Source organism: Curtobacterium sp. 314Chir4.1, assembly GCF_900215175.1.
Taxonomy (GTDB): domain Bacteria; phylum Actinomycetota; class Actinomycetes; order Actinomycetales; family Microbacteriaceae; genus Curtobacterium; species Curtobacterium pusillum_A.
Window position 1 is genome coordinate 336038 of record NZ_OCMI01000003.1, and the last position, 21855, is coordinate 357892.

Here is a 21855-nt window from a genome sequence, read left to right on the forward strand (position 1 = left end):
GCGCGGCGCGGCCGCGCTACGCGCGCGCCAGCATCCCCAGCGTGTCGACCACCCGGTTCGAGAACCCCCACTCGTTGTCGTACCAGGCGACGACCTTCACGTGACGACCTTCGTCGACCCGGGTGAGCAGCGAGTCGAACACGCTCGACTCCGGCCGCCCCGTGATGTCCGTCGACACGAGCGGGTCCGCCGTGAACGCCAGCACTCCGGCGAGCGGCCCGGCCGCAGCGGCACGGTAGGCCTCGTTGACCTCCTCGACCGTGACGTCCCGCGACACCACGGTGTTCAGCTCGACGATCGACCCGACCGGAACGGGCACCCGGATGGCGTCGCCGGACAGCTTCCCGGACAGGCGCGGCAGCACGAGCCCGATGGCCTTCGCGGCACCGGTCGACGTCGGCACGATGTTCACCCCGGCGGCACGCGCCCGGCGGAGGTCCCGGTGCGGCCCGTCCTGCAGGTTCTGCTCCTGCGTGTACGCGTGCACGGTCGTCATGAACCCGTGCTCGATGCCCGCGAGGTCGTCCAGCACCGACGCCAGCGGAGCGAGCGCGTTCGTCGTGCAGGAGGCGTTCGAGACCACGGTGTGCGCGGCCGGGTCGAACACGTCGGTGTTCACGCCGTAGGCGATCGTGGCGTCGGCCCCGGTCGCCGGCGCGCTGATCAGGACCCGGCGGGCTCCGGCGGTGAGGTGTCCGGCAGCGTCGTCGCGTGCCGTGAACCGCCCGGTGGACTCGAGGACGACCTCGACGCCGAGCTCGGCCCACGGCAGTTCCGCGGGCTCACGGGACGCCAGCACGCGGACGCGTCGCCCGTCGATCACGAGCGTGTCGCCGTCGACCTCGACGGTGCCGGCGAACGGCCCGAGCGCGGAGTCGTACCGGAACAGGTGGGCGAGGGTGTCGGGTGCGGTCAGGTCGTTGACGGCGACGACCTCGAGGTCGTCACCCCCACGTGCGAGGAGCGCTCGGAGGGTGTTGCGGCCGATGCGGCCGAAGCCGTTGATGGCGATGCGGGTCATGCGGACTTCCTTTCGTTCCGCGGTCCATGCTCATCGGCCTGGAGGCGCGGCTCCAGTGGCAGGGAAGCCATCCTCCGGAAGGATCTCGCCAACAGGGCGCGGGTCGCCTCAGTCCTGGAACGTGCGGCGGTACTCGGTCGGCGAGGTCCCGAGGATCCGCCGGAAGTGCGTCCGCAGGTTCGCGTCCGACCCGAGGCCGGCACGCTCGGCGACCTGGTCGATCGACAGGTCCGAGCGCTCCAGCAGCTCACGCGCCAGGTCGACGCGGGCGCGGAGCACCCACTGCATCGGCGTGTACCCGGTGTCCTCCGCGAAGCGACGCGAGAACGTGCGCGGCGAGACCCGGGCGTTCCGGGCGAGGACCTCGAGCGTGAGCGGGTCGGCCAGGTGCCGGAGCGCCCACTCCCGCGTCGCGGCGAACACGTCACCGAGGGGTTCCGGCACGCTCCGCGGTACGTACTGCGCCTGCCCGCCGCTCCGGTACGGCGCACTGACGAGGCGCCGTGCGACGTGGTTCGAGAGCGCTACCCCGTGGTCCTGCCGCACGATGTGCAGGCACAGGTCGATCCCGCTCGCCGCACCGGCACTCGTGAGTACCGAGCCGGCGTCGACGAACAGGACGTCCTCGTCGACGTCGACCCCGGGGTACCGGTCCCGGAGCACCCGGGTGTAGTGCCAGTGCGTCGTCGCCCGGCGTCCGTCGAGCAGCCCGGCCGCCGCGAGTGCGAACGCCCCCGTGGAGATCGCGGCGATCCGCACACCCCGCTCGTGGGCCCGGGCGAGCGCGGCCACCACGTCCGCGGGCGGTGGCGTGTCCGCGGGGAACCGGTACCCCGGCACGAACACCGTCTGCGCCCACTGCAGGGCCTCCAGCCCGTGGTCGACCGCGTACGCGAGGCCGTCCCCGCCCGAGATCCGACCGACCCGCGGACCGCACACCCGGACCTCGTACGGCATGCTCTGCCGGTTCGAGAACACCTGGGCCGGGATCCCGACGTCGAGCGGTTTCGCTCCGTCGAGCACGAGGACCGCGACGCGGTGCAGCGGTGTCGAAGCCATGGACTCGACGCTAGCGCGTCGAGCGCGGGCATCCGGCGTCGGGCGTCAGGCGTCCCGGATGGCGAGGACCCGGTGCGGCGCCGCCTGCTCCGCCCGCCACCCGGTCGGCAGCGCGTCCCGGAGCTCCGGCAGCGTGAACGACCGGCGGATCGATCGGAGCCCGTCGACGCGCACGAAGGTGCCCGCCGCGACGAGCGCCGACCCGATCGCGTACAGGCGGTAGGCCTCGGTGGAGCGCCGGATGTCCGAGTGCAGGCTCCGGCTGCCCGCCAGCGACTCCGAGTCGGCGAGGAACCCGTGCCGCTCCTCGTCGCCGAGGTGGTGCAGCACGTGGTTCGACACGACGACGTCGAACCGCTCCCCCGCGGCCACGAGCTCCTGGCTGGACTGCTGTCGGAAGGTGACGCCGCGTGGCGTGGAGCGCTGCGCGGCGTCGATGGCTCGGGCGTCCGGGTCGGCACCGACGACCTCGACCTCGAACCCGTCCGCCGCGGCCCACCGCACGAGCGCCCGCGCGAGGTCGCCCCCGCCGCACCCGAGGTCGAGGATCCGCCCCCGCCCGTTCGCGGGCAACGCGGGGGCGACGTGCGTCCGCCACGCCGCCCGCCACCCGCTGACGAGTGCGTTCACGAGCGCGAAGCGGCGGAACGTGCGCGCCAGCGCGCGCGGGTCGCAGTCGGGGTCGTCCATGAGTTCGGTCAGGTCGAGCGCGCGGGTGCGCAGGTCGACGGCCTGGAGGCGCGTGCCGGCTCCGTCCCGCCCGCTCACGCCGCTCCCGTGGTCGCGACCGGCACCCGCTGTGGTTCGACCGCCGGCGAGGCCTCGGTCCGCACGGCGGTCAGGCGTGCCGACTCGACGGTGAGCCCGGGGCCGAAGGCGAGGGCGACGACGCCGCTGCCGTCCTCGAGGCCGGCGTCGACGGCGTCGCGCAGCACGAAGAGCACCGTCGCGCTGGACATGTTGCCGTGTTCGCGGAGCACCCGACGGCTCGAGACCATCGCGGTGTCCGGGAGCCCGAGGGCCTCCTGCGCCCGGTCGAGGATCGCGCGTCCACCGGGGTGCACCGCCCACACCGGGACGTCCGCTGGCGCGCCGAGGTGGGCGAGCAGCGGTGCGACCGCGCCGGGGACGTGCGCGCCGACGAGCTTGGGGACCGCCGTCGACAGGACCATCTCGAACCCCTCGTCGCCGATGTTCCACGCCATCTCGGACGCACCCTCCGGGACGATCGCGGTCGCGAAGCCCTCGAGCCGGAGCCCGGCGCCGTCGGCCGCCACGACGGCCGCGGCGGCTCCGTCACCGAAGACGCTGTTCGCGACGATCTGGTCCGGGTCGTCTGATGCCCGGACGTGCAACGTGCACAGCTCGGCGCAGACGACGAGGACGACCGCTTCCGGGTCGGCCTCGGTGAACGCGGCGGCGATCCGCAGCGCCGGGAAGGCCGCGCAGCACCCCATGAACCCGATGTGGTGGCGGAAGACGCCTGCTGGCAGACCGAGCTGCTCGACCACGTCGATGTCGGGACCCGGCTGCGTGAAGCCGGTGCAGGACACGGTGACGAGGTGCGTGATGCGCTCCGGTGCCACGCCGGCTCGCTCCACCGCGTCGCGGGCTGCTGCGACGAACAGCGGGGGTGCGAGTTCGCGGTAGCGGTCGTTGCGGGCCCCGGTCGTCGGGGACCGTAGGGAGCCGTCGTCGTCCCGGAAGGCACCGCCCGACCGCGAGGAGTCGAGCTCGTCGAGGACCGTGTGCCGGTGGTCCACCGCGGAGGCGTCGAACGCCGCCGGCACCAGCCGGCTGCCGAGTCGGCCGAGGCCGGGCTGCGAGGAGAAGAGGTCGCGCACGCGGCCCTGGTCGAGCGTCGTCGCGGGGACGGCGGTACCGATGGCGCGGATCGTTGCGGTCACGACCCATCTTGTCACCGGATCGCTGACGCGTCCCCAGGATCAGCAGGAGGCACGAGGCGGAGCCGCCCCGTGCCTCCTGTCCGTACGACCGTGACTACGACTGCTGCGCGCGCTCCAGCACCAGCTCGCGGACGCGAGCGGCGTCCGCCTGGCCCTTCATCGCCTTCATGACGGCGCCGATGATCGCGCCGGCGGCCTGGACCTTGCCGTCCTTGATCTTCGCGAGGACGTCGGGCTGGCCGGCCAGCGCCTCGTCGACCGCGGCGGTGAGTGCCGAGTCGTCCGAGACGACCTTCAGCCCGCGGGACTCGACGACCTGCGCCGGTGAGCCCTCGCCCGCGATGACGCCCTCGAGCACCTGGCGCGCCAGGCGGTCGGTGAGGTCACCGGACTCGACGAGCGCGATGACCTCGGCGACGTGCTGCGGCGACACGAGGTCGCCGGGTGCGGCGTCCTGCGCGTTCGCGACGCGGCTGATCTCACCGGTCCACCACTTGCGGGCGGCCTGCGGTGCGGCACCGGCGGCGACCGTGCCCTCGAGCTCGTCCAGCAGACCGCCGTTCACGACGTCCTGGAACTCGAGGTCGGTGAAGCCCCAGTCGCCCTTGAGCCGACGGCGACGTGCGACGGGGGCCTCGGGCAGCGACGCCCGGAGCTCCTCGACCACGGCTGGGTCCGGCACCACGGGGAGCAGGTCGGGCTCCGGGAAGTAGCGGTAGTCGTCGGCGTCGGACTTCGGACGCCCGGCGGACGTGCGACCGGTGTCCTCGTGCCAGTGCCGGGTCTCCTGCGTGATCGTCCCACCGGCGGCGAGGATCGCGGCCTGGCGCTGGATCTCGTAGCGGATCGCACGCTCGACGGCGCGGAACGAGTTGACGTTCTTCGTCTCGGTTCGGGTGCCGAGCTTCTCCTGGCCGCGGGGGCGCAGCGAGATGTTCGCGTCGCAGCGCAGGTTGCCGCGCTCCATGCGGGCCTCGGAGACGCCGAGCGCCCGGACGAGGTCACGGATGACCTGCACGTAGGCGGCACCGAGCTCCGGGGCACGCTCCTCGGCGCCGAAGATCGGCTTCGTCACGATCTCGACGAGCGGGACACCGGCGCGGTTGTAGTCGACGAGCGAGTACTCGGCGCCCTGGATGCGGCCGGTGGCACCACCCACGTGCGTGAGCTTGCCGGCGTCCTCCTCCATGTGGGCGCGCTCGATCGGGACGTTGAAGATCGTTCCGTCGGCGAGTTCAACCTCGACCTCGCCCTCGTACGCGATCGGCTCGTCGTACTGGGAGATCTGGTAGTTCTTCGGGTTGTCCGGGTAGTAGTAGTTCTTCCGGGCGAACCGCGAGGACTCGGCGATCGAGCAGCCGAGCGCGAGCCCGAGCTGGATCGAGTAGCGCACGGCCTGGGCGTTCACGACCGGCAGCGACCCGGGCAGCCCGAGGTCGACCGGCGTCACGTTCGTGTTCGGCTCGCCACCGAAGAAGTTCGGCGCGTCGGAGAACATCTTGGTCTTCGTCGCGAGCTCGACGTGGACCTCGAAGCCGAGGACCGGCTCGTACAGCCGGAGTGCCTCGTCGAAGTCCATCAGCGCGTCCTTCTGCGCCATCAGATCACACCTTCCTGCGCAGCGGACTGCTGACTCTGGTCGAGGTTCGGGATGCTCTCGATGAGCGGACGACCCCACTGCTGTTCGAGCAGGCGCTCGAGTGCGGCGCCGTACCGGTAGAGGCGGGCGTCCTCACGCTGCGGCGCCATGAGCTGCACACCCGTCGGCAGACCGTCCTCCGGCGCGAGGCCGTTCGGGATGCTCATGCCGGGGACGCCGGCGAGGTTCGCCGGGATCGTCGTGAGGTCGTTGAGGTACATCGCGAGCGGGTCGTCGATGCGCTCGCCGATCGGGAACGCGGTCGTCGGTGCCGACGGGCTGACGAGCAGGTCGACCTGCTCGAACGCCGCCGCGAAGTCGCGCTGCACGAGCGTGCGGACCTTCTGCGCCGAGCCGTAGTACGCGTCGTAGTACCCGGCGCTCAGGGCGTAGGTGCCGAGGATGATGCGGCGCTTGACCTCCGGGCCGAAGCCGGCTTCGCGCGTGGCCGCCATGACGTCCTCGACGGTGGCGCCGTTCTCCGGCGTGACGCGGAGGCCGAAGCGCACCGAGTCGAACTTCGCGAGGTTGGACGAGGCCTCCGCCGGGAGGATCAGGTAGTAGGCGCTGATCGCGTAGGCGAACGAGGGTGCGTCGATCTCGACGACCTCGGCACCCGCGGACTCGAGGATCGCGACGGTCTCCTGGAAGCGCTGGGTGACGCCGGCCTGGAAGCCCTCACCCCCGGCGAGCTCCTTCACGACGCCGACCTTGAGGCCGCGCAGCGTGTCGGCCTGCAGCCCTTCGCGCGCAGCGGCGGCCATCGAGGGCCACGCGTCCGGGATGCTCGTGGAGTCCTTCGGGTCGTGCCCGCCGATGACGTCGTGCAGGAGCGCGGCGTCGAGGACGGTGCGCGACACCGGGCCGATCTGGTCGAGGCTGGACGCCAGGGCGATCGCGCCGTAGCGGCTGACACCGCCGTAGGTGGGCTTCACGCCGACGGTGCCCGTGACCGCACCCGGCTGACGGATCGAGCCGCCGGTGTCCGATCCGAGGGCGAGCGGTGCCTCGTGCGCGGCGACCGCGGCGGCCGAGCCACCACCGGAACCGCCGGGGATCCGGTCGAGGTCCCACGGGTTGTGGGTCGGGCCGTACGCCGAGAACTCGGTCGTCGAGCCCATTGCGAACTCGTCCATGTTGGTCTTGCCGAGCGGCACGAGACCGGCGGCGCGGAGCTTCGCGACCGGGGTGGCGTCGTACGGCGGCACCCAGCCCTCGAGGATCTTCGAGCCGGAGGTGGTCGGCATGTCCTGCGTGCACAGGACGTCCTTCACCGCGATCGGCACGCCGGCGAGCGGGCCGAGGTCGTCGCCCGCGGCACGGCGGGAGTCGATCGACTTCGCCGCGGCGACGGCGTTCTGGTTGACGTGCAGGAAGGCGTGGACGTCGCCGTCCACCGCCTGGATGCGGTCGAGGTGGGCCTGGGTGGCCTCGACGCTCGAGACGTCGCGGGCCACGAGGGCGTCGGCGAGCGCCGCGGCGCTGAGCTTCGTGATGTCGTCGGTCACTGTTCTTCGCCCTACTGTTCTTCGCCGAGGATGGCCGTCACGCGGAACCGCTCGCCGTCGGAGTCCGGCGCCCCGGAGAGCGCCTGCTCCTGCGTCAGCGTCGGCCCGACCACGTCGGGTCGGGTGACGTTGCCGAGCGGCACGGGGTGGCTCGTCGCGGGGACGTCGGGGGTCGCGACCTCGGCGACCTTGGCGACGCTCTCGACGATGTGCGACAGCTCCCCGGTCAGCTTCTCGATCTCGTCGGGCGTGAGTGCGATACGCGCGAGGTTCGCCAGGTGGGCGACCTGCTCGCTCGTGATGTCAGGCATGGTGCTCCGTCGATCGGTTCGTGGAATGCCCACCAGTCTATTGGTGCGTCACTTCCCCTTCTGCTTCCCCTGCTGCTTCTGTGGAGACTGCTGCTGCTGTGGGGACCGCTGCTGCGACTGCGTCGACTGGTCGGTGCCGGTGCTCTGCGCCGAGGACTGGGCCGACGCGTGGCTCGCCTGGCCGATCATCGCCTGGTCCGGCGCGGGCAGCGCTCCCCCGCCGACGGTCTGGTCGAGGTAGGACATCATCGACTTCCCGACCCCGAACTTCGCGCTGTACCCGGTCGTGCCCTGCAGGAACGGCCAGTTCGCCAGGCTGACACCCCCCTGCACGTTGCCGATCCAGGTCGCGTTCGTGTACTTCGTCGTCGACGCCACGAGCCAGTTCTGCACGTCACCGTCGGTGGTGCCGGTCTTGGCGAACTTCGGGACGCTGTCGCCCGGGTTGGCCGACGCAGCGGTCCCGGCACCGGTGAGCACGCCCTGCAGCGCGTAGTCAACGGTCCCCGCGACGTCGGAGGAGACACCTTGGGTGCACGAGGACGGCGACGGCGTGATCTTGGTGCCGTCGGACTCGGTGACGGAGTCGATCGCGGTGGGGGTGCACACCACACCACTGTTCGCGAACCCGGCGTACGCCTCGGCGAGGTCGATCGGCGACAGGTCGTTCACCCCGAGGATCGACGACGGCACCTGCGAGAGGCTTCCGCCGGAGGCCGGGTGGATGCCCATTGACTGGGCGAGCTGCGCGATCTTGCACAGGTCGAGCTGCTTGCCCATCTGCGCGTACGCGGTGTTGATCGACTCCGAGGTCGCCGCCTGGACGGTCATCGACGCGGGGACGCTCTCGGCGTTGGACACCGGCCACGTCCCGCCGCTGACGTTCTGGCAGGAGTTCGTGAACTCGGCGTTCTCGAACGTGTGCTCGCTCGTCGAGACCGACTCGGACAGGGTGTGCCCGGTGGCGAGCCACTCCGCCAGCGTGAACACCTTGTACGTGGATCCGGTCTGGAAGCCGCCGGAGTTGCCGTAGCCGCTGTCGGCGCTGTAGTTCACCGCCGTCGATCCGGCCGCGGCGTTGTCGCCCTGGGTGTACGCGGTGTTCTGCACCATCGACAGGATCCGCCCGGTGCCCGGTTCGACGGTCACGTTCGAGCCGCCGACGTCGACGCCCGCCATGGTCGCGGGGACGTAGGTCGACAGCGCGGTCTGGGCCTGGGCCTGCAGGTCGAGGTCGAGCGAGGTGTGGATCTCGAGCCCCTTGGTGTCGAGCGTCGCGATGCGCTCGGCGGCGCTCTTGCCGAACGCGGGGTCCTGCAGGACCTGGTCCCGCACGTAGTCGCAGAAGTAGCCGGCGTCGTACCCGGTCGCGGCCGACGAGCAGCCGTTGGCGGTGGCGGTGATCTTCGGCGTCACCGGCGTCGCCTTCGCCGCGTCGAGCTGTGCCCTGGTGATGTCGTGGTGCACGTACATCCGCTGGAGCACGTAGTCGCGGCGGTCCTTCGTCGCCGCGTACCCGTTCGCCGTGCCGTTGTCGGCGTCCGAGGGCTGGTCGATCCGCAGGTTCGAGGGGTTGTTCAGGATCGCGACGAGGGTCGCGGACTGCACGAGGGAGAGGTCCTTGGCGTGCACGCCGAAGTAGTACTCGGCACCGGCCTCGGCGCCGTACACCCGGCCGCCGAGCCCGACGAGGTTGAGGTACCCGGTGAGGATCTGGTCCTTGGAGTACTTCTTGTTGACGGCGATCGCGTACCGCATCTCCTGCAGCTTGCGCTGCGGGGTGACCCCGGCTGCGTCCTGGTAGCACGCGGCGATCTTCTTCTCGGTGTCCGCGGCGTTCTTGCCGGTGAGCTCCTCGCACTGCTGGACGAGGACGTTCTTCACGTACTGCTGCGTGATGCTCGACCCGCCCTGCACGTCCCCGCCGACGACGGTCGCGGCAGCGCCACGGAGGGTGCCGACGACGTCGATGCCGCCCTCGTCGTAGAAGCGCGGGTCCTCGGTGTCGATGGCGGCCTGCTTGAGGGACTTCGCCATCGCGCTCGAGGCGACATTGGTGCGGTTCTCGGCGTAGAAGGACGCGATCTTGACCTGCTGCCCGCCCTTGGTCGCGTACACCGAGGACACCTGCTGCGGGGTCTGGATGTCGAGGTAGCTCGGCAGGTCCTCGAAGAAGGACACCGCGCCGGACGTGGTCTCACCCGCGACGGCGACCCCCGGGGTCACCGCGACGGCCACCAGCATGCCGGCCAGCGCCGACATCGCGACGAACGTCAGGAGAGCACCAGGCCATCGCACCACACGCATGCACCGCACCGTATGGGGGCGGTCTGTACTGGTTCTGCCGTGGAACGAGTCGAGGCTGCACCGGTGTTCAGGTTGCCACCCAGGCTCGGTCAGTCGCGCGGCTGCAGGTCCTGCGGTCGGACGAGGTACATGTCCGGCGACTGCGGCACACCGTCCCGACCGCCCTCGCCGCGACGCACCTGCTCGCGGACGAGGTCACCCCGCCCGACGGCGATGAGCGCGACGTCGTGCAGCGAGGCCGTGCCGGGCTTGAGGTAGTCGTTGTGCCCGACCGGGCGCCGGAACACGTCACCGGCGTCCTGCGCGTCGGCTCCACCGGCCAGGTCGAGCAGCGTGGACCCGAACGCCGCCGACCCCGGGTCGGTGCCGAAGTAGCCCGACCCGGCGATCGGGTCGCTGTGCGCATCGCCGACGAAGACCTGGTCGTGCTCCACCGCGAGGTCGCCCGCGTGCTGCACGCCACTCCCCGGGGAGCCGAGCACCGTCAGGGTGTCGGCGCGCATCTTCCCGGAGGCCAGTGCCATCAGGGCGGTCGTCGAACCGTACGAGTGCGCGACGATGTTCACGCGGGGCTGGTCGCCGTCGCGGACCTGCCGGACGCCGTCGACGGCACGTTCGAGCCGTGCCGCCCCGGTCTTGGCGAGTCCGAGCGACAGGATGTTGGACAGGTCCGGCGTGCGGTACCCCATCCAGGCCACCACGGCGACGCCGCTGCCCGATCCCGGGGCGGCGATGCCGGCGAGCGTCGCCTGTTCGCTGTACAGGTCGTTCGCGGTGTTCGTGAAGTCCGGCATCTGGCCCGTGACGGTGAAGAACATGCCCGGCACCACGACCGTGACGTCGGCCGCGGTGTCGAGGTCGCCGATGGCGATGGCCGCACGGCCGGACCCGCGGGTGTCGAGGGTGACGAGGTACCGGTCCGGAGCACCCACGTCGTGCCGCAGCGAGTCGCGCACCTGCCCGAGCATCGCCGTGCGCGCCGCCGACGCCGCGTGGTCCGCCAGCCCGGACGTGAGGACGGCGCGGTTTGCCCGGTCGCGCACCGCGTAGGGGACGCCGTCGAGGTTCCCGACGACCGACGGCGCGAACGTCTCGAGCCGTTGGCGGGCCTGGGCGTCGAGGCCGGCCCACCACGTGGTGACCTCGGCCGCGGTCGGCGGTGCGTCCTGCGCCGTGGCGAGCACGCTCCGGTCCCGACCAGCCCGCAGGAGGTCGGAACGCCCCAGCGCGGTCAGGTCGGTGAGGAACGTGCGACCGTGCGCAACGGCCAGGTCGTCGACCGTTCCCTGTCCCCCGGTCATGACCGGTCGAGGTACTGAATTCCCCTCAGGTACCGTTGCCGCCGCGGCAGCGACGACCGCGGGCTGCGGAGCGGGCGCGACGGGGGCCTCGACCACTCCGAGCGAGTGCATCGAGGCGGTGAGCAGAGCCGCGGCGATGAGCAGCAATCGGGTCTCCCCCGGGAAGGCCGTCCCGTCGTCCCCCTGCAGACGACGGGTGATGCTCTAACGAGTGTAAGGAGAACGGCCTCCTGCGGGCGTGCGAGTTGCAACTTGACCCTCGAACTGGGTGCGCGGACGGGCGCGCCGCGGTCTCCGGACGACGATCCGGTGTGCTCGCGAGTTCCGCTCAGCTCTCTTCGGGGTCGGCGGCGGGGTCGCCGAGCGCCGCCGGGCCCTCCGTCACGAGCAAGCGGAACTGCTCGGCGTCGATGATTCGAAGGCCGAGCTGCTCGGCCTTCGCGAGCTTCGAACCGGCACCAGGTCCCGCCGCGACGAAGTCGGTCTTCTTGCTGACGCTCGACGCCGCCTTGCCCCCCGCGGCGATGATCGCCTCCTGCGCGCCCTCCCGGCTGTACCCCTCCAACGAACCGGTCGCCACGACCGTCAGGCCGCTGAGAACTCCGCCTTCCTCGCTGGCCGCACCCGGGCCGGGGTGGCCGGGCGTCGTGAACTGCACGCCGGCGGCCGTCCAACGGTCGATGATCTCGCGGTGCCAGTCGACCTCGAACCAGGCGAGCAGGGCATCCGCGATGATCCCGCCGACCCCGTCCACCGCCGCGAGTTCCTCGCGCGAAGCCGCTCGGATCGCGTCGAGCGACCCGAAGTGGTTCGCCAGTGCACGGGCAGCGACGGGACCGACGTGGCGGATGCTCAGGCCGACCATGATCCGCCACAGCGGCTTCGTCTTGGCGGCGTCGATGTTCGCGAGCATCTCGAACGCGTTCTTCGAGGGGTACCGGCTCGGCTCGCCGGTGTGGTCGGCGCCGCGGGCCTCCGGGTCGAAGGGCGGGTCGGTCTTCTTGCGCGCCCGGCTGAAGGGGGTGACCCGCTTCGGGGCACCGTCGTCGGTGGTCTTCTCCATGCCGGTCTCGGCGTCGCGGACGATGACCTCGATCGGGACGATGTCCTCCATCGTCAGGTCGAAGAGACCGGCCTCGGTCACGAGCGGGGGCTGCTCCGGGGACAGCGGCTGGGTGAGTGCCGCCGCGGCGACCTCGCCGAGGCCCTCGATGTCGAGCGACCCGCGCGACGCGATGTGCTCGACGCGGCCGCGGACCTGCGCCGGGCAGCTCTTCGCGTTCGGGCAGCGGAGGTCGATGTCGCCCTCCTTCGCGGGGGCGAGGGGCGTGCCGCACTCGGGGCAGTCCGCCGGCATGACGAACTCGCGCTCGCTGCCGTCCCGGAGTTCGACGACCGGGCCGAGCACCTCGGGGATGACGTCGCCGGCCTTCCGCAGGACGACGGTGTCGCCGATGAGGACACCCTTCGCCTTGACGACCTGCTGGTTGTGCAGGGTCGCCTGCCGCACGACCGATCCCGCGACCTCGGCCGGGGCCATCACCGCGAACGGCGTCGCACGACCGGTACGGCCGACGCTGACGACCACGTCGAGGAGCTTCGTGTGGACCTCTTCCGGCGGGTACTTGTACGCGATCGCCCAGCGGGGAGCGCGCGAGGTCGACCCGAGTTCCTCGTGCAGGGCGAGGTCGTCGACCTTGATGACGATGCCGTCGATCTGGTGCTCCACCGAAGCGCGTCGGTCGCCGTAGTCCTTGACGAACCCCAGGACCTCGTCGATGGAGTCGAAGACCCGGTAGTGCGTGCTCGTCGGCAGGCCCCAGGTCTGCAGGAGCTCGTAGACCTCGGACTGGGCGCGGACGTCGGTGTCGCGCTCGAGTTCACGGACGGGCCAGGCGCCGATGCCGTGCACGAGCATGCGGAGTCGCCGCAGCCGGTCCACCATGAGCTCGCGCTTCGCCTCGGACTTGCCTTCTTCCTTCTGGCGGAGGGACCCGGCGGCGGCGTTGCGCGGGTTCGCGAACACCCGCTCCCCCGCGTCGCGCTGCTTGGCGTTCAGTTCGTCGAACTGCTCGACCGGGAAGAAGATCTCGCCACGGACCTCGACGATGGGCGGGTGGCCGGAGCCGGACAGACGGTCCGGGATGGTGCCCATCGTGCGGACGTTGCCGGTGACGTCCTCGCCCACGACGCCGTCGCCCCGGGTGGCCGCGGACACGAGCCGACCGTTCTCGTAGCGGAGGTTGATCGCGAGTCCGTCGATCTTCAGCTCGGTGAGGAACCGGACGCGCTCGGCTCCGGCGTCACGCTGCACCTTGACCGCCCAGTCCGTGAGTTCCTCGGGGCTGAAGACGTTGTCGAGGCTCAGCATGCGCTCGGCGTGCTCGACCGGGGCGAACTGGACGGTCTGTGCCTGCCCGCCGACCGTCTGCGTCGGGCTGTCCTCGGTGAGGAGGTCGGGGAAGCGCTGCTCGATCGCGTCGAGCCGGTGCACGAGCGCGTCGTAGTCACCGTCCGACGCCGTCGAGCCGTTGCCCTCGTAGTACTGGTCGCGGAGCTCGTTGATCCGGATGCGGAGCCGTTCGACCTCCCGCTGCGCCTGGGCACCGTCGAGATCGGACGGGGCCAGGGTCTCGAACGTCGTGTCGCTCATGGCATCAGTTCTACCGTGGACCACCGACCCCGGACGTCAGGCGGAGACGGGCACCGCCGACACCGTCGCGTCGATCGTGCACTGCCCGAGCACGCGCGTCCCGACGTACACCACCGCGGTCTGCCCCGGCGCGACGCCGGAGAGCGGCTCGTCGACGTCGATGACGAGCTGGCCGTCGGTCACCCGCGCCGTCGCGGGCACCGGGTCGGCGTGCGCCCGGATCTGCACGTCGCACGCGAACGGCACGGACGGGTCCGCCGGAGCGGTCCCGGCCCACGTGAACCGGGAACCCGACATCGAGGTGACGTCGAGCGCCGCCTTCGGGCCGACGACGACGGTGTTGTCCTTCGGGCGGATCTCGAGCACGAAGCGCGGCTTGCCGTCGGCGGCCGGCCGACCGAGTGCGAGCCCCCGCCGCTGGCCGACCGTGTAGCCGGTCGCCCCGTCGTGCGAGCCGACGACCGTGCCGTCCCGCTCGACGACGTCACCGGGGGTCGTGCCCACCCGGTCGGCGAGCCAACCGCGGGTGTCCCCGTCGGGGATGAAGCAGATGTCGTACGAGTCGGGCTTCTGCGCGACGGTGAGCCCGCGCGCGGCCGCCTCGGCCCGGACCTCGTCCTTCGACGGGGTCGCCCCGAGCGGGAACATCGCGTGCTGGAGCTGCTCGGCGGTCAGGACGCCGAGGACGTACGACTGGTCCTTCGCCCACGCCGCCGACCGGTGCAGCTCGCGGGCACCGTCCGGACCGGTGACGATCGAGGCGTAGTGGCCCGTGCAGACCGCGTCGAACCCGAGGGCGAGCGCCTTCTCGAGCAACGCCGCGAACTTGATCCGCTCGTTGCACCGCATGCAGGGGTTCGGCGTGCGTCCGGCCTGGTACTCGGCCACGAAGTCGTCGACGACGTCCTCCTTGAACCGCGCCGAGAAGTCCCACACGTAGTACGGGATGCCGAGCGCGGACGCGGCGCGCTGGGCGTCCATCGAGTCCTCGATCGTGCAGCAACCACGACTGCCGGTGCGGAGCGTTCCCGGCATCCGGCTCAGCGCGAGGTGGACGCCGACGACGTCGTGTCCGGCGTCGACGGCCCGGGCGGCGGCCACCGCCGAGTCGACGCCACCGCTCATCGCTGCAAGTACTCGCATGCGTCAAGGGTAAGCCGCGAGCGTAGCCTTGCACGAGCGATGACCTCCGAGACCCCCGCCTTCGACTTCCGGGCGGTGCTGCTGTCCGGCTTCCTGCCCGCCGCCCTCTTCGCGATCGGCGAGGGCGCCATCATCCCGATCATCCCGATCGCGGCGAGCTCCCTCGGGGCCAGCCTGGCGTTCGCGGGCTTCGTCGCGGCCCTCATCCTCGTCGGCGAACTCATCGGCGACGTCCCGTCCGGTGTCGTCGTCGCACGCATCGGCGAGCGGAACGCGATGATCGGCGCAGCGGCCGTCTCCGTGGTCGGGCTCCTGGTCTGCACCGTGGCACCGAACGCGTGGGTCCTGGCGCTCGGCGTGTTCCTCGTCGGTGTGTCCACGGCCGTGTTCGCCCTCGCCCGGCACGCCTACATGACCACCGCGATCCCGCTCGCCATCCGCGCGCGGGCCCTGTCGAGCCTCGGCGGCGTGTTCCGCTTCGGCTACTTCGTCGGCCCCTTCATCGCCGCAGGCGTCGTGCACCTGACCGGCACCACGCAGAGCGCCTTCTGGATCCACGTCGTCTGCTGCCTCCTGGCAGCGGTGGTGCTGCTCGTCCTGCGCGACCCCGCGACGGGCGCACGCGGATTCCGGAAGCCGACCCGCGCCTCTCCCCACCGGCACGGCCCGGACGCCGCTGGCGCGTCGTCCGGGAACCGGCGGCGTCGCCCCAGGCCGACCGCCGACTCCGCGACCGACGCGGGCCGCCCGACCGAGCCGCCCACCGACACCGGCGCGCAGTTCGTGCAGGAGGAAGCGCACGGCCTCTTCCGCACCATCCGCGCGAACCGCGCCGTCCTCCTCCGGCTCGGCAGCGGCGCCGGCCTGATCGGCGCACTCCGCGCCGGACGGCAGGTCATCCTGCCGCTCTGGGCCGTCAGCGTCGGACTCGACGACTCGACCGCCGCCCTCGTCATCGGCATCGCCGGCGCCGTCGACTTCGCGCTGTTCTACACGAGCGGGCAGATCATGGACCGCTGGGGCCGCCTGGCGAGCGCCCTCCCCTGCATGCTCGGCCTGAGCATCAGCTACTTCCTGCTCGCGTGGTCCGGGCACCTCGACGCCCGGGTGGGCTGGTTCGTCGCGATCGCGATGGGCATGTCCCTCGCCAACGGTGTCGGCTCCGGCATCCTCATGACGCTCGGTGCGGACCTCGCGCCGCGGGACCACCCGGCGCCCTTCCTCGGCGCGTGGCGGTTCACGGGCGACTTCGGGCAGGCGGCTGCGCCGCTGGTGATCTCCGGGGTGACGGCCGTCGCGTCGATCGCGGTGGCGAGCGGGGTGATGGGCGTGCTCGGCCTGGTCGGCGCGGGCATCCTGCTCCGGTACGTCCCGCGGTACCTCCCCCGCCGGTTGCGCTGACGCGCGGCGGCACGCTCGCAGTGTGCGAGGTTCCGCGCACGGTGCCACGCGGTTTGCCTCGCACGATGCGCGTCACCTCGCACCGTGGTCGCGCAGGACCGGCCTGGAGGCACGGATCACGTCTGACCCGTCGGCCTGCGCTCGGTAGACTGCCGCTGCTCGCGGGAGTGGTGGAATCGGTAGACACGCAGGATTTAGGTTCCTGTGCCCCAGGCGTGAGGGTTCGAGTCCCTCCTTCCGCACGGTTCACCGCACCCTGCCCGCACGATCAGGGGAAGTCATACCCGCGAGGGATGGGGGCGCAACCCCCGGACGGTACCCTCGTCACGCGGGAGTCCTCCCCGTGACCCCGCCACCACGACCGGAAGAACCATGCACTCCGTCGCACTCGCCCTGATCCCCTGGCTGGATCCGCAGTACATCCTCGACAACTTCGGTGCCATCGCCGTGTTCGTGGTGTGCGCCATCATCTTCGCCGAGACCGGGCTGCTCGTCGGGTTCATCTTCCCGGGCGACAGCCTGCTGGTGATCACGGGCCTGTTCGCGTTCGACCGCGGCGGCGAGATCGGTGGGATCCCGGTCTGGATCGCGGCGCTGATGATCGCCGCGTCCGCGTTCCTCGGCGGCGAGCTCGGCTACTACATCGGCAAGAAGGCCGGCCCGCCGATCTTCGAACGCAAGGAGAGCGGCCTGTTCTCCAAGGCCAACGTCGACCGCACGAACGCCTTCTTCCACCGCTTCGGTCCGCTCGCGGTCATCCTCGCCCGGTTCGTGCCCGTGGTCCGGACGTTCCTGCCGATCGCGGCCGGCGTCGGACGCATGAACTACAAGAAGTACTCGCTCTACAACGCGATCGGCGCCGTGATCTGGGGCGTCGGCGTCACCTTCCTCGGCTACTTCATCGGGCACATCCCGTTCGTGGCGCACATCGTCCGCGAGTACATCGACATCATCCTGCTCGCGGCCGTCGTCGTCACGGTCGTGCCGATGGCGTTGACGTACTTCCGCAACGCCCGCAAGGCCAAGCGCACGGCGGAGGCCGACGCAGGGACCGAACCGCAGCACTGACGGTCCCCATCCGACGGACGGGAGGCGCGGTGCCAGCTGGCACCGCGCCTCCCGTCCGTCTGTCGGTCGCGTCGCCGTCAGACGCCGAAGTACTCCCGCACGATCGGAGCGATGCCCCGGAAGGCCTTCGATCGGTGGCTCAGCTGGTTCTTCTCGTCGCGCGTGAGCTCCGCCGAGGTCCGATCGGCGTCGTCCGGCCGGAACACCGGGTCGTACCCGTGCCCGCCGTCGCCGATCGGTTCGGTCGTCACCTCGCCGTTCCACACCGCCTCGAACACGTGCTCGGTGCCGTCGGGCGTCACGAACGCCGCCGCGCAGACGAACGCGGCCGTGCGCTCGAGCACGCCCTCGAGGTTCCGCAGCAACAGCGCGATGTTGTCCGCGTCCACGCGAGTGCCGGCGTACCGGGCCGAGTGGATCCCGGGCGCGCCGCCGAGGGCGTCCACCGCGATCCCGGAGTCGTCGGCGAGCGCCGGCAGCCCGGTGTGCGCGACCGCGGCACGCGCCTTGATGAGGGCGTTCGCCGCGTAGGTGTCGCCGTCCTCGACCGGTTCGGGACCGTCGTAGCCGACGAGCTCGACACCCTCGCCCAACGCGGACCCGAGGATCTCGCGCAGCTCGACGACCTTGCCCTGGTTGTGCGTCGCGAGGACGACGGTGCCGGTCACAGCCCCAGCACCTCGCGCTGGATGGCGGCGAGGGACTGGTTGCCGGCGAGCCCGAGGTCGAGCAGCGTGTTCAGCTCGTCGCGGTCGAACGGCGCGTGTTCGGCGGTGCCCTGCACCTCGATGAACTTGCCGGACCCGGTCGTGACGATGTTCATGTCCGTGTCGGCCGCCGAGTCCTCGGTGTAGGCCAGGTCGAGCATCGGCTCACCCTTGACGATGCCGACCGAGATCGCCTGCACGCTGTCGGTGAGCGGCGTGGCCTTCTTGCCGATGAAGCCCTTCTCACGACCCCACTCGATCGCGTCGACCATCGCCACGTACGCGCCGGTGATCGACGCCGTCCGGGTGCCGCCGTCGGCCTGCAGGACGTCGCAGTCGATGACGAGGGTGTTCTCGCCGAGGCCCTTCGTGTCGATGACCGCGCGGAGCGACCGGCCGATCAGGCGGGAGATCTCGTGCGTGCGGCCGCCGACCTTGCCCTTGATCGACTCGCGCTGCATGCGCTCGTTCGTGGAGCGGGGCAGCATCGAGTACTCCGCGGTGACCCAGCCCGTCCCCTTGCCGGCGAGCCAGCGCGGGACGCCGTTCGTGAAGGACGCGGTGCAGAGCACCCGGGTGTTGCCGAACGAGATGAGCGCGCTGCCCTCGGCCTGCGTGCTCCACCCCCGCTCGATCGTGACGGGACGGTGGTCGGTCGCGGTGCGGCCGTCGATGCGGAGCGTGTCGCTCATGGGGTCCTTTCGATGCGGGGCAGCGTGATGGCCCCGGTCTGGAGGTGGCCGACGCTGGAGACCTCGGGGCCGAGGAAGCGTCGGGCGAGTCGGATGAAGCCGTTCTTGTCGTCGCCGGTCGCCTCGAACGAGTACGTCGGCGGCTCCGGGGCAGTGCGTTCGAGCCCGTGCTCGACGAGTCGCCGGTACACGTCGTTGGCGGTCTCCTCGGCGCTGGAGACGAGCGTCACGTCCGGCCCCATCACGTACTGGATCGCGGCGGACATGAGCGGGTAGTGGGTGCAGCCGAGCACGAGCGTGTCGACGTCCGCCTGCCGGATCGGGGCGAGGTACTGCTCCGCGACGGTGCGGAGGGCCGGCGACGACGTGTCGCCGGCCTCGACGAACTCCACGAACCGGGGGCAGGCCGCCAGGGTGAGGGTGACGTCCGAGGCGACCGCGAAGGCGTCCTCGTACGACCGGGACGCAATGGTGCCGACTGTGCCGATCACGCCGATGCGCCCGGTCCTGGTCTGCTTCACGGCGGCACGGGCCGCGGGCTGGATGACCTCGACCACGGGGATGCCGTACGCCTGCTCGTACCGTTCGCGGGCGTCGCGGAGCACAGCGGACGATGCCGTGTTGCACGCGATCACGAGGGCCTTCACGCCCTGGTCGACGAGGTCGTCCATGACCTCGAGCGCGTACCGGCGGACGTCGGCGATCGGCTTCGGACCGTACGGCGAGTGGAGGGTGTCCCCGACGTACCGGATGCTCTCGCGCGGCAGCTGGTCGATGATCGCGCGGGCCACCGTGAGCCCGCCGACCCCGCTGTCGAAGACTCCGATCGGTGCATCCGTCACGGTGACCAGCGTACCGACGCGAGCGGGCGGAATGCGTCGGCCGGAGCGCACCCGCGGAACGCGACCCGATCCGTCGGACCGGCGCCTTTCTTCCGGGCCGCGCCCGCCCCCGCGTCCGCGCCCGCTTCCCCGCGAGCGGGCGAAGCGTGCGCCGCTCAGCGCCCGGACGGAACGTCTTCCGCCCGCTCGCCGGGGTGCACCGCCCGGGTCCCACGCGAGCGGGCGAGGTCCGTTCCTCTGCGGCCCGCAAACGGGACCCATTCCGCCCGCTCGCGCCGACGCGGAGCACGCGACTGTCTGGAGGCGCGACCAGACTCGCGGGGGCCGGCCCGCGCCTCCAGGCGGTCACCCCCACCGCCCAGCTCACGCGAGCGGGCGGAGTGCGTCCCCATCAGCCCTCGGACAGGACGCATTCCGCCCGCTCGCGGCGACGCGGTGCACGCGACTGCCCGGAGGCGCGACCAGACTCGCGCGGTCGACCCGCGCCTCCAGACGGTCACCTCCACTGCCCGGCCCACGCGAGCGGGCGGAATGCGTCCCCCTCGGCACACGAGCGGGACGCATTTCGCCCGCTCGCGCGCCCCACGACGCAATCCGCGCCTCGCGGAGGCCGCAACAGTAGTGTCGGAGGGGTGACCAGCGCGCTCCTCACGGACCAGTACGAACTGACCATGGTCGATGCGGCCCTCAAGGACGGCACGGCCGACCGCCGCTGCGTCTTCGAGGTCTTCGCTCGCCGGCTCCCGGACGGCCGGCGCTACGGCGTGGCCGCGGGCCTCGGTCGGTTCCTCACGGCGCTGACCGACTTCCGGTTCGGCGACGAGGAGATCGGCTTCCTGCGGGACCGCGACGTCATCGACGCCGGGACGGCCGCCTACCTCGCCGACTACCGCTTCACCGGTGACGTCCGCGCCTACCGCGAGGGCGAGGTCTTCTTCCCGAACTCCCCCGTGCTCCAGATCGAGGGCACCTTCGCCGAGGCAGTGGTGCTCGAGACGCTTGCGCTGAGCATCTTCAACGCCGACTCCGCGATCGCCTCCGCCGCGGCGCGCATGGTGTCAGCGGCCGACAAGCGTCCTCTTGCCGAGATGGGCTCCCGGCGGACCGGTGAGTGGAACGCCGTGGCCGCCGCCCGCGCCGCGTACATCGCCGGGTTCGGTGCGACGAGCAACCTCGAGGCCGGACGCACCTGGGGCATCCCCACGATGGGCACCGCGGCGCACGCCTTCACGCTCCTGCACGACTCCGAGGAGGCCGCCTTCCGCTCGCAGCTCGACGCCCTCGGTACGGGCACGACCCTGCTCGTCGACACGTACGACATCGAGGCAGCGGTCGACACCGCCGTCCGGTTGACGGACGGCAAGCTCGGCGCGGTCCGCATCGACAGCGGCGACCTGCCGTCGGTCGTCGCGTCCGTCCGGGCACAGCTCGACCGCCTCGGTGCCACGGGCACCAAGATCACGGTGACGAACGACCTCGACGAGTACACCATCGCCGCGCTCCGGGCAGCGCCGGTCGACTCCTACGGCGTCGGCACCTCGGTCGTGTCCGGCTCCGGGCACCCCGCCGCGGGCATGGTGTTCAAGCTGGTCGCCCACAAGGAGGACGGCGGCGAATGGGTGCCGGTAGCGAAGAAGTCCGCCGACAAGGCGTCGCTCGGCGGCCGCAAGGAAGCCGGGCGCCGGCTCCGGAACGGGATCGCCACGGCCGAGGTCGTCCTCACCACGGGCCAGGTCGGACCCGACGAGCGCCCGTTGCTCGTCCCCGTCGTGACGAACGGCGAGGTCCACCAGGAGTTCTTGGGCGTGCAGGGCGTCGAGGCGGCGCGCGCGCACCACAAGCTCGCGAAGGCCGAACTGCCGGCGGACGCCGCGCGCATCGGTCGCGGTGACCCGGCCATCCCGACGCTGGTGATCTGAGCCGGGGCTACTCGGCCTTCATCTTCTCGTAGATGGCCTTGCAGTCCGGGCACACCGGGAACTTCTCGGGGTCGCGGCCCGGGATCCACTTCTTTCCGCAGAGCGCCTTCACGGGCTTGCCGCTCAGAGCCGACTGCAGGATCTTGTCCTTCTTGACGTAGTGCGAGAACCGCTCGTGGTCGCCGGGCTCGATCGATTCCTCTTCGAGGAGCTTCTCGAGCTCACGGTCCATCACGTCGAGGCCGCCACCGGGTTCCGTCATGCTCATGCACCAAGGGTACGACGGTGCGCGGCGCACCGCGACGGTGCGATGGCGCGTGCGGCTCGCGACCGCGACCACGTGGCGGCCTGGAGGCGCGGGGCGGGGCCGCCACGCG

General features: G+C 71.5%; 18 protein-coding genes and 1 tRNA gene. 4 read left to right on the forward strand and 15 right to left on the reverse strand.

Going from position 1 to position 21855, the window contains the following annotated elements:
* Positions 1-16 precede the first annotated feature (16 nt).
* The 11 genes from gap to mnmA all read right to left on the reverse strand — a co-directional run bounded on the left by gap (position 17) and on the right by mnmA (position 14849).
* Positions 17-1021 (reverse strand): type I glyceraldehyde-3-phosphate dehydrogenase, encoded by a 1005-nt coding sequence (gap, locus tag CRP27_RS10570; RefSeq protein ID WP_097180630.1) that lies wholly within the window; start codon positions 1019-1021, stop codon positions 17-19.
* A 108-nt stretch (positions 1022-1129) separates the two neighbouring features.
* Positions 1130-2080, reverse strand: a complete 951-nt coding sequence (locus CRP27_RS10575; protein WP_097180631.1) for a GlxA family transcriptional regulator — start codon at positions 2078-2080, stop codon at positions 1130-1132.
* Between the two features lie 45 nt (positions 2081-2125).
* The gene (locus CRP27_RS10580) at positions 2126-2848 is read right to left on the reverse strand and encodes a methyltransferase domain-containing protein (RefSeq protein WP_097180632.1); all 723 of its coding nucleotides are present in this window, start codon (positions 2846-2848) and stop codon (positions 2126-2128) included.
* Complete coding sequence (locus tag CRP27_RS10585; protein WP_097180633.1) at positions 2845-3987, reverse strand: type III polyketide synthase; 1143 nt, start codon at positions 3985-3987, stop codon at positions 2845-2847. Before CRP27_RS10585 ends, CRP27_RS10580 begins: the two co-directional genes overlap by 4 nt.
* A 94-nt stretch (positions 3988-4081) precedes the next feature.
* A complete protein-coding gene (gene gatB, locus CRP27_RS10590; RefSeq protein ID WP_097180634.1) occupies positions 4082-5587 on the reverse strand; it encodes an Asp-tRNA(Asn)/Glu-tRNA(Gln) amidotransferase subunit GatB in 1506 nt (501 codons plus the stop codon).
* Positions 5587-7134, reverse strand: a complete 1548-nt coding sequence (gene gatA, locus CRP27_RS10595) for an Asp-tRNA(Asn)/Glu-tRNA(Gln) amidotransferase subunit GatA (protein ID WP_097180635.1) — start codon at positions 7132-7134, stop codon at positions 5587-5589. The genes gatB and gatA overlap by 1 nt, the downstream gene beginning before the upstream one ends.
* An 11-nt stretch (positions 7135-7145) precedes the next feature.
* Positions 7146-7445 (reverse strand): Asp-tRNA(Asn)/Glu-tRNA(Gln) amidotransferase subunit GatC, encoded by a 300-nt coding sequence (gene gatC, locus CRP27_RS10600; protein ID WP_079238471.1) that lies wholly within the window; start codon positions 7443-7445, stop codon positions 7146-7148.
* Positions 7446-7493: 48 nt separating this feature from the next.
* Complete coding sequence (locus CRP27_RS10605) at positions 7494-9752, reverse strand: transglycosylase domain-containing protein (protein WP_097180636.1); 2259 nt, start codon at positions 9750-9752, stop codon at positions 7494-7496.
* 89 nt (positions 9753-9841) lie between these two features.
* Positions 9842-11053 carry an alpha/beta hydrolase gene (locus CRP27_RS10610; RefSeq protein ID WP_097180637.1) on the reverse strand — a complete coding sequence of 404 codons (1212 nt, stop codon included), beginning with the start codon at positions 11051-11053 and terminating at the stop codon, positions 9842-9844.
* A 328-nt stretch (positions 11054-11381) separates the two neighbouring features.
* Positions 11382-13706 carry an NAD-dependent DNA ligase LigA gene (gene ligA / locus CRP27_RS10615; RefSeq protein WP_097180638.1) on the reverse strand — a complete coding sequence of 775 codons (2325 nt, stop codon included), beginning with the start codon at positions 13704-13706 and terminating at the stop codon, positions 11382-11384.
* Positions 13707-13742: 36 nt separating this feature from the next.
* Positions 13743-14849 carry a tRNA 2-thiouridine(34) synthase MnmA gene (gene mnmA, locus CRP27_RS10620; RefSeq protein WP_079238467.1) on the reverse strand — a complete coding sequence of 369 codons (1107 nt, stop codon included), beginning with the start codon at positions 14847-14849 and terminating at the stop codon, positions 13743-13745.
* Between the two features lie 39 nt (positions 14850-14888).
* On the opposite strand from mnmA, the gene CRP27_RS10625 reads away from it, so the two are divergent.
* The 3 genes from CRP27_RS10625 to CRP27_RS10635 all read left to right on the forward strand — a co-directional run bounded on the left by CRP27_RS10625 (position 14889) and on the right by CRP27_RS10635 (position 17318).
* Positions 14889-16250, forward strand: coding sequence for an MFS transporter (locus CRP27_RS10625; RefSeq protein ID WP_097180639.1), 1362 nt, complete (start codon positions 14889-14891; stop codon positions 16248-16250).
* A gap of 161 nt (positions 16251-16411) precedes the next feature.
* A tRNA-Leu gene (locus CRP27_RS10630) sits at positions 16412-16492 on the forward strand.
* 130 nt (positions 16493-16622) lie between these two features.
* Positions 16623-17318: a DedA family protein gene (locus CRP27_RS10635; protein WP_097180640.1), complete on the forward strand. Its 696-nt coding sequence runs from the start codon at positions 16623-16625 to the stop codon at positions 17316-17318.
* A gap of 77 nt (positions 17319-17395) precedes the next feature.
* Here the strand turns inward: CRP27_RS10635 and rdgB are convergent, their stop codons facing one another.
* The 3 genes from rdgB to murI are packed head-to-tail and all read right to left on the reverse strand — an operon-like array spanning position 17396 to position 19559.
* Positions 17396-17986, reverse strand: coding sequence for an RdgB/HAM1 family non-canonical purine NTP pyrophosphatase (gene rdgB / locus CRP27_RS10640; RefSeq protein WP_097180641.1), 591 nt, complete (start codon positions 17984-17986; stop codon positions 17396-17398).
* Positions 17983-18717: a ribonuclease PH gene (gene rph, locus CRP27_RS10645; RefSeq protein WP_097180642.1), complete on the reverse strand. Its 735-nt coding sequence runs from the start codon at positions 18715-18717 to the stop codon at positions 17983-17985. The genes rdgB and rph overlap by 4 nt, the downstream gene beginning before the upstream one ends.
* Positions 18714-19559, reverse strand: coding sequence for a glutamate racemase (murI, locus tag CRP27_RS10650; protein ID WP_097180643.1), 846 nt, complete (start codon positions 19557-19559; stop codon positions 18714-18716). Before murI ends, rph begins: the two co-directional genes overlap by 4 nt.
* 632 nt (positions 19560-20191) lie before the next feature.
* On the opposite strand from murI, the gene CRP27_RS10655 reads away from it, so the two are divergent.
* Positions 20192-21478 carry a nicotinate phosphoribosyltransferase gene (locus tag CRP27_RS10655; RefSeq protein WP_097180644.1) on the forward strand — a complete coding sequence of 429 codons (1287 nt, stop codon included), beginning with the start codon at positions 20192-20194 and terminating at the stop codon, positions 21476-21478.
* A 7-nt stretch (positions 21479-21485) separates the two neighbouring features.
* Here the strand turns inward: CRP27_RS10655 and CRP27_RS10660 are convergent, their stop codons facing one another.
* Positions 21486-21746, reverse strand: coding sequence for a DUF3039 domain-containing protein (locus CRP27_RS10660; protein ID WP_097180645.1), 261 nt, complete (start codon positions 21744-21746; stop codon positions 21486-21488).
* Between the last annotated feature and the right edge of the window lie 109 nt (positions 21747-21855).

Coding starts and splice junctions, on each gene's coding strand:
- gap (WP_097180630.1), bottom strand. CDS start 1,021: ATGACCCGCATCGCCATCAACGGCTTCGGCCGCATCGGCCGCAACACC.
- CRP27_RS10575 (WP_097180631.1), bottom strand. CDS start 2,080: ATGGCTTCGACACCGCTGCACCGCGTCGCGGTCCTCGTGCTCGACGGA.
- gatB (WP_097180634.1), bottom strand. CDS start 5,587: ATGGCGCAGAAGGACGCGCTGATGGACTTCGACGAGGCACTCCGGCTG.
- gatC (WP_079238471.1), bottom strand. CDS start 7,445: ATGCCTGACATCACGAGCGAGCAGGTCGCCCACCTGGCGAACCTCGCG.
- CRP27_RS10605 (WP_097180636.1), bottom strand. CDS start 9,752: ATGCGTGTGGTGCGATGGCCTGGTGCTCTCCTGACGTTCGTCGCGATG.
- CRP27_RS10610 (WP_097180637.1), bottom strand. CDS start 11,053: ATGACCGGGGGACAGGGAACGGTCGACGACCTGGCCGTTGCGCACGGT.
- ligA (WP_097180638.1), bottom strand. CDS start 13,706: ATGAGCGACACGACGTTCGAGACCCTGGCCCCGTCCGATCTCGACGGT.
- mnmA (WP_079238467.1), bottom strand. CDS start 14,849: ATGCGAGTACTTGCAGCGATGAGCGGTGGCGTCGACTCGGCGGTGGCC.
- CRP27_RS10625 (WP_097180639.1), top strand. CDS start 14,889: ATGACCTCCGAGACCCCCGCCTTCGACTTCCGGGCGGTGCTGCTGTCC.
- CRP27_RS10635 (WP_097180640.1), top strand. CDS start 16,623: ATGCACTCCGTCGCACTCGCCCTGATCCCCTGGCTGGATCCGCAGTAC.
- rph (WP_097180642.1), bottom strand. CDS start 18,717: ATGAGCGACACGCTCCGCATCGACGGCCGCACCGCGACCGACCACCGT.
- CRP27_RS10660 (WP_097180645.1), bottom strand. CDS start 21,746: ATGAGCATGACGGAACCCGGTGGCGGCCTCGACGTGATGGACCGTGAG.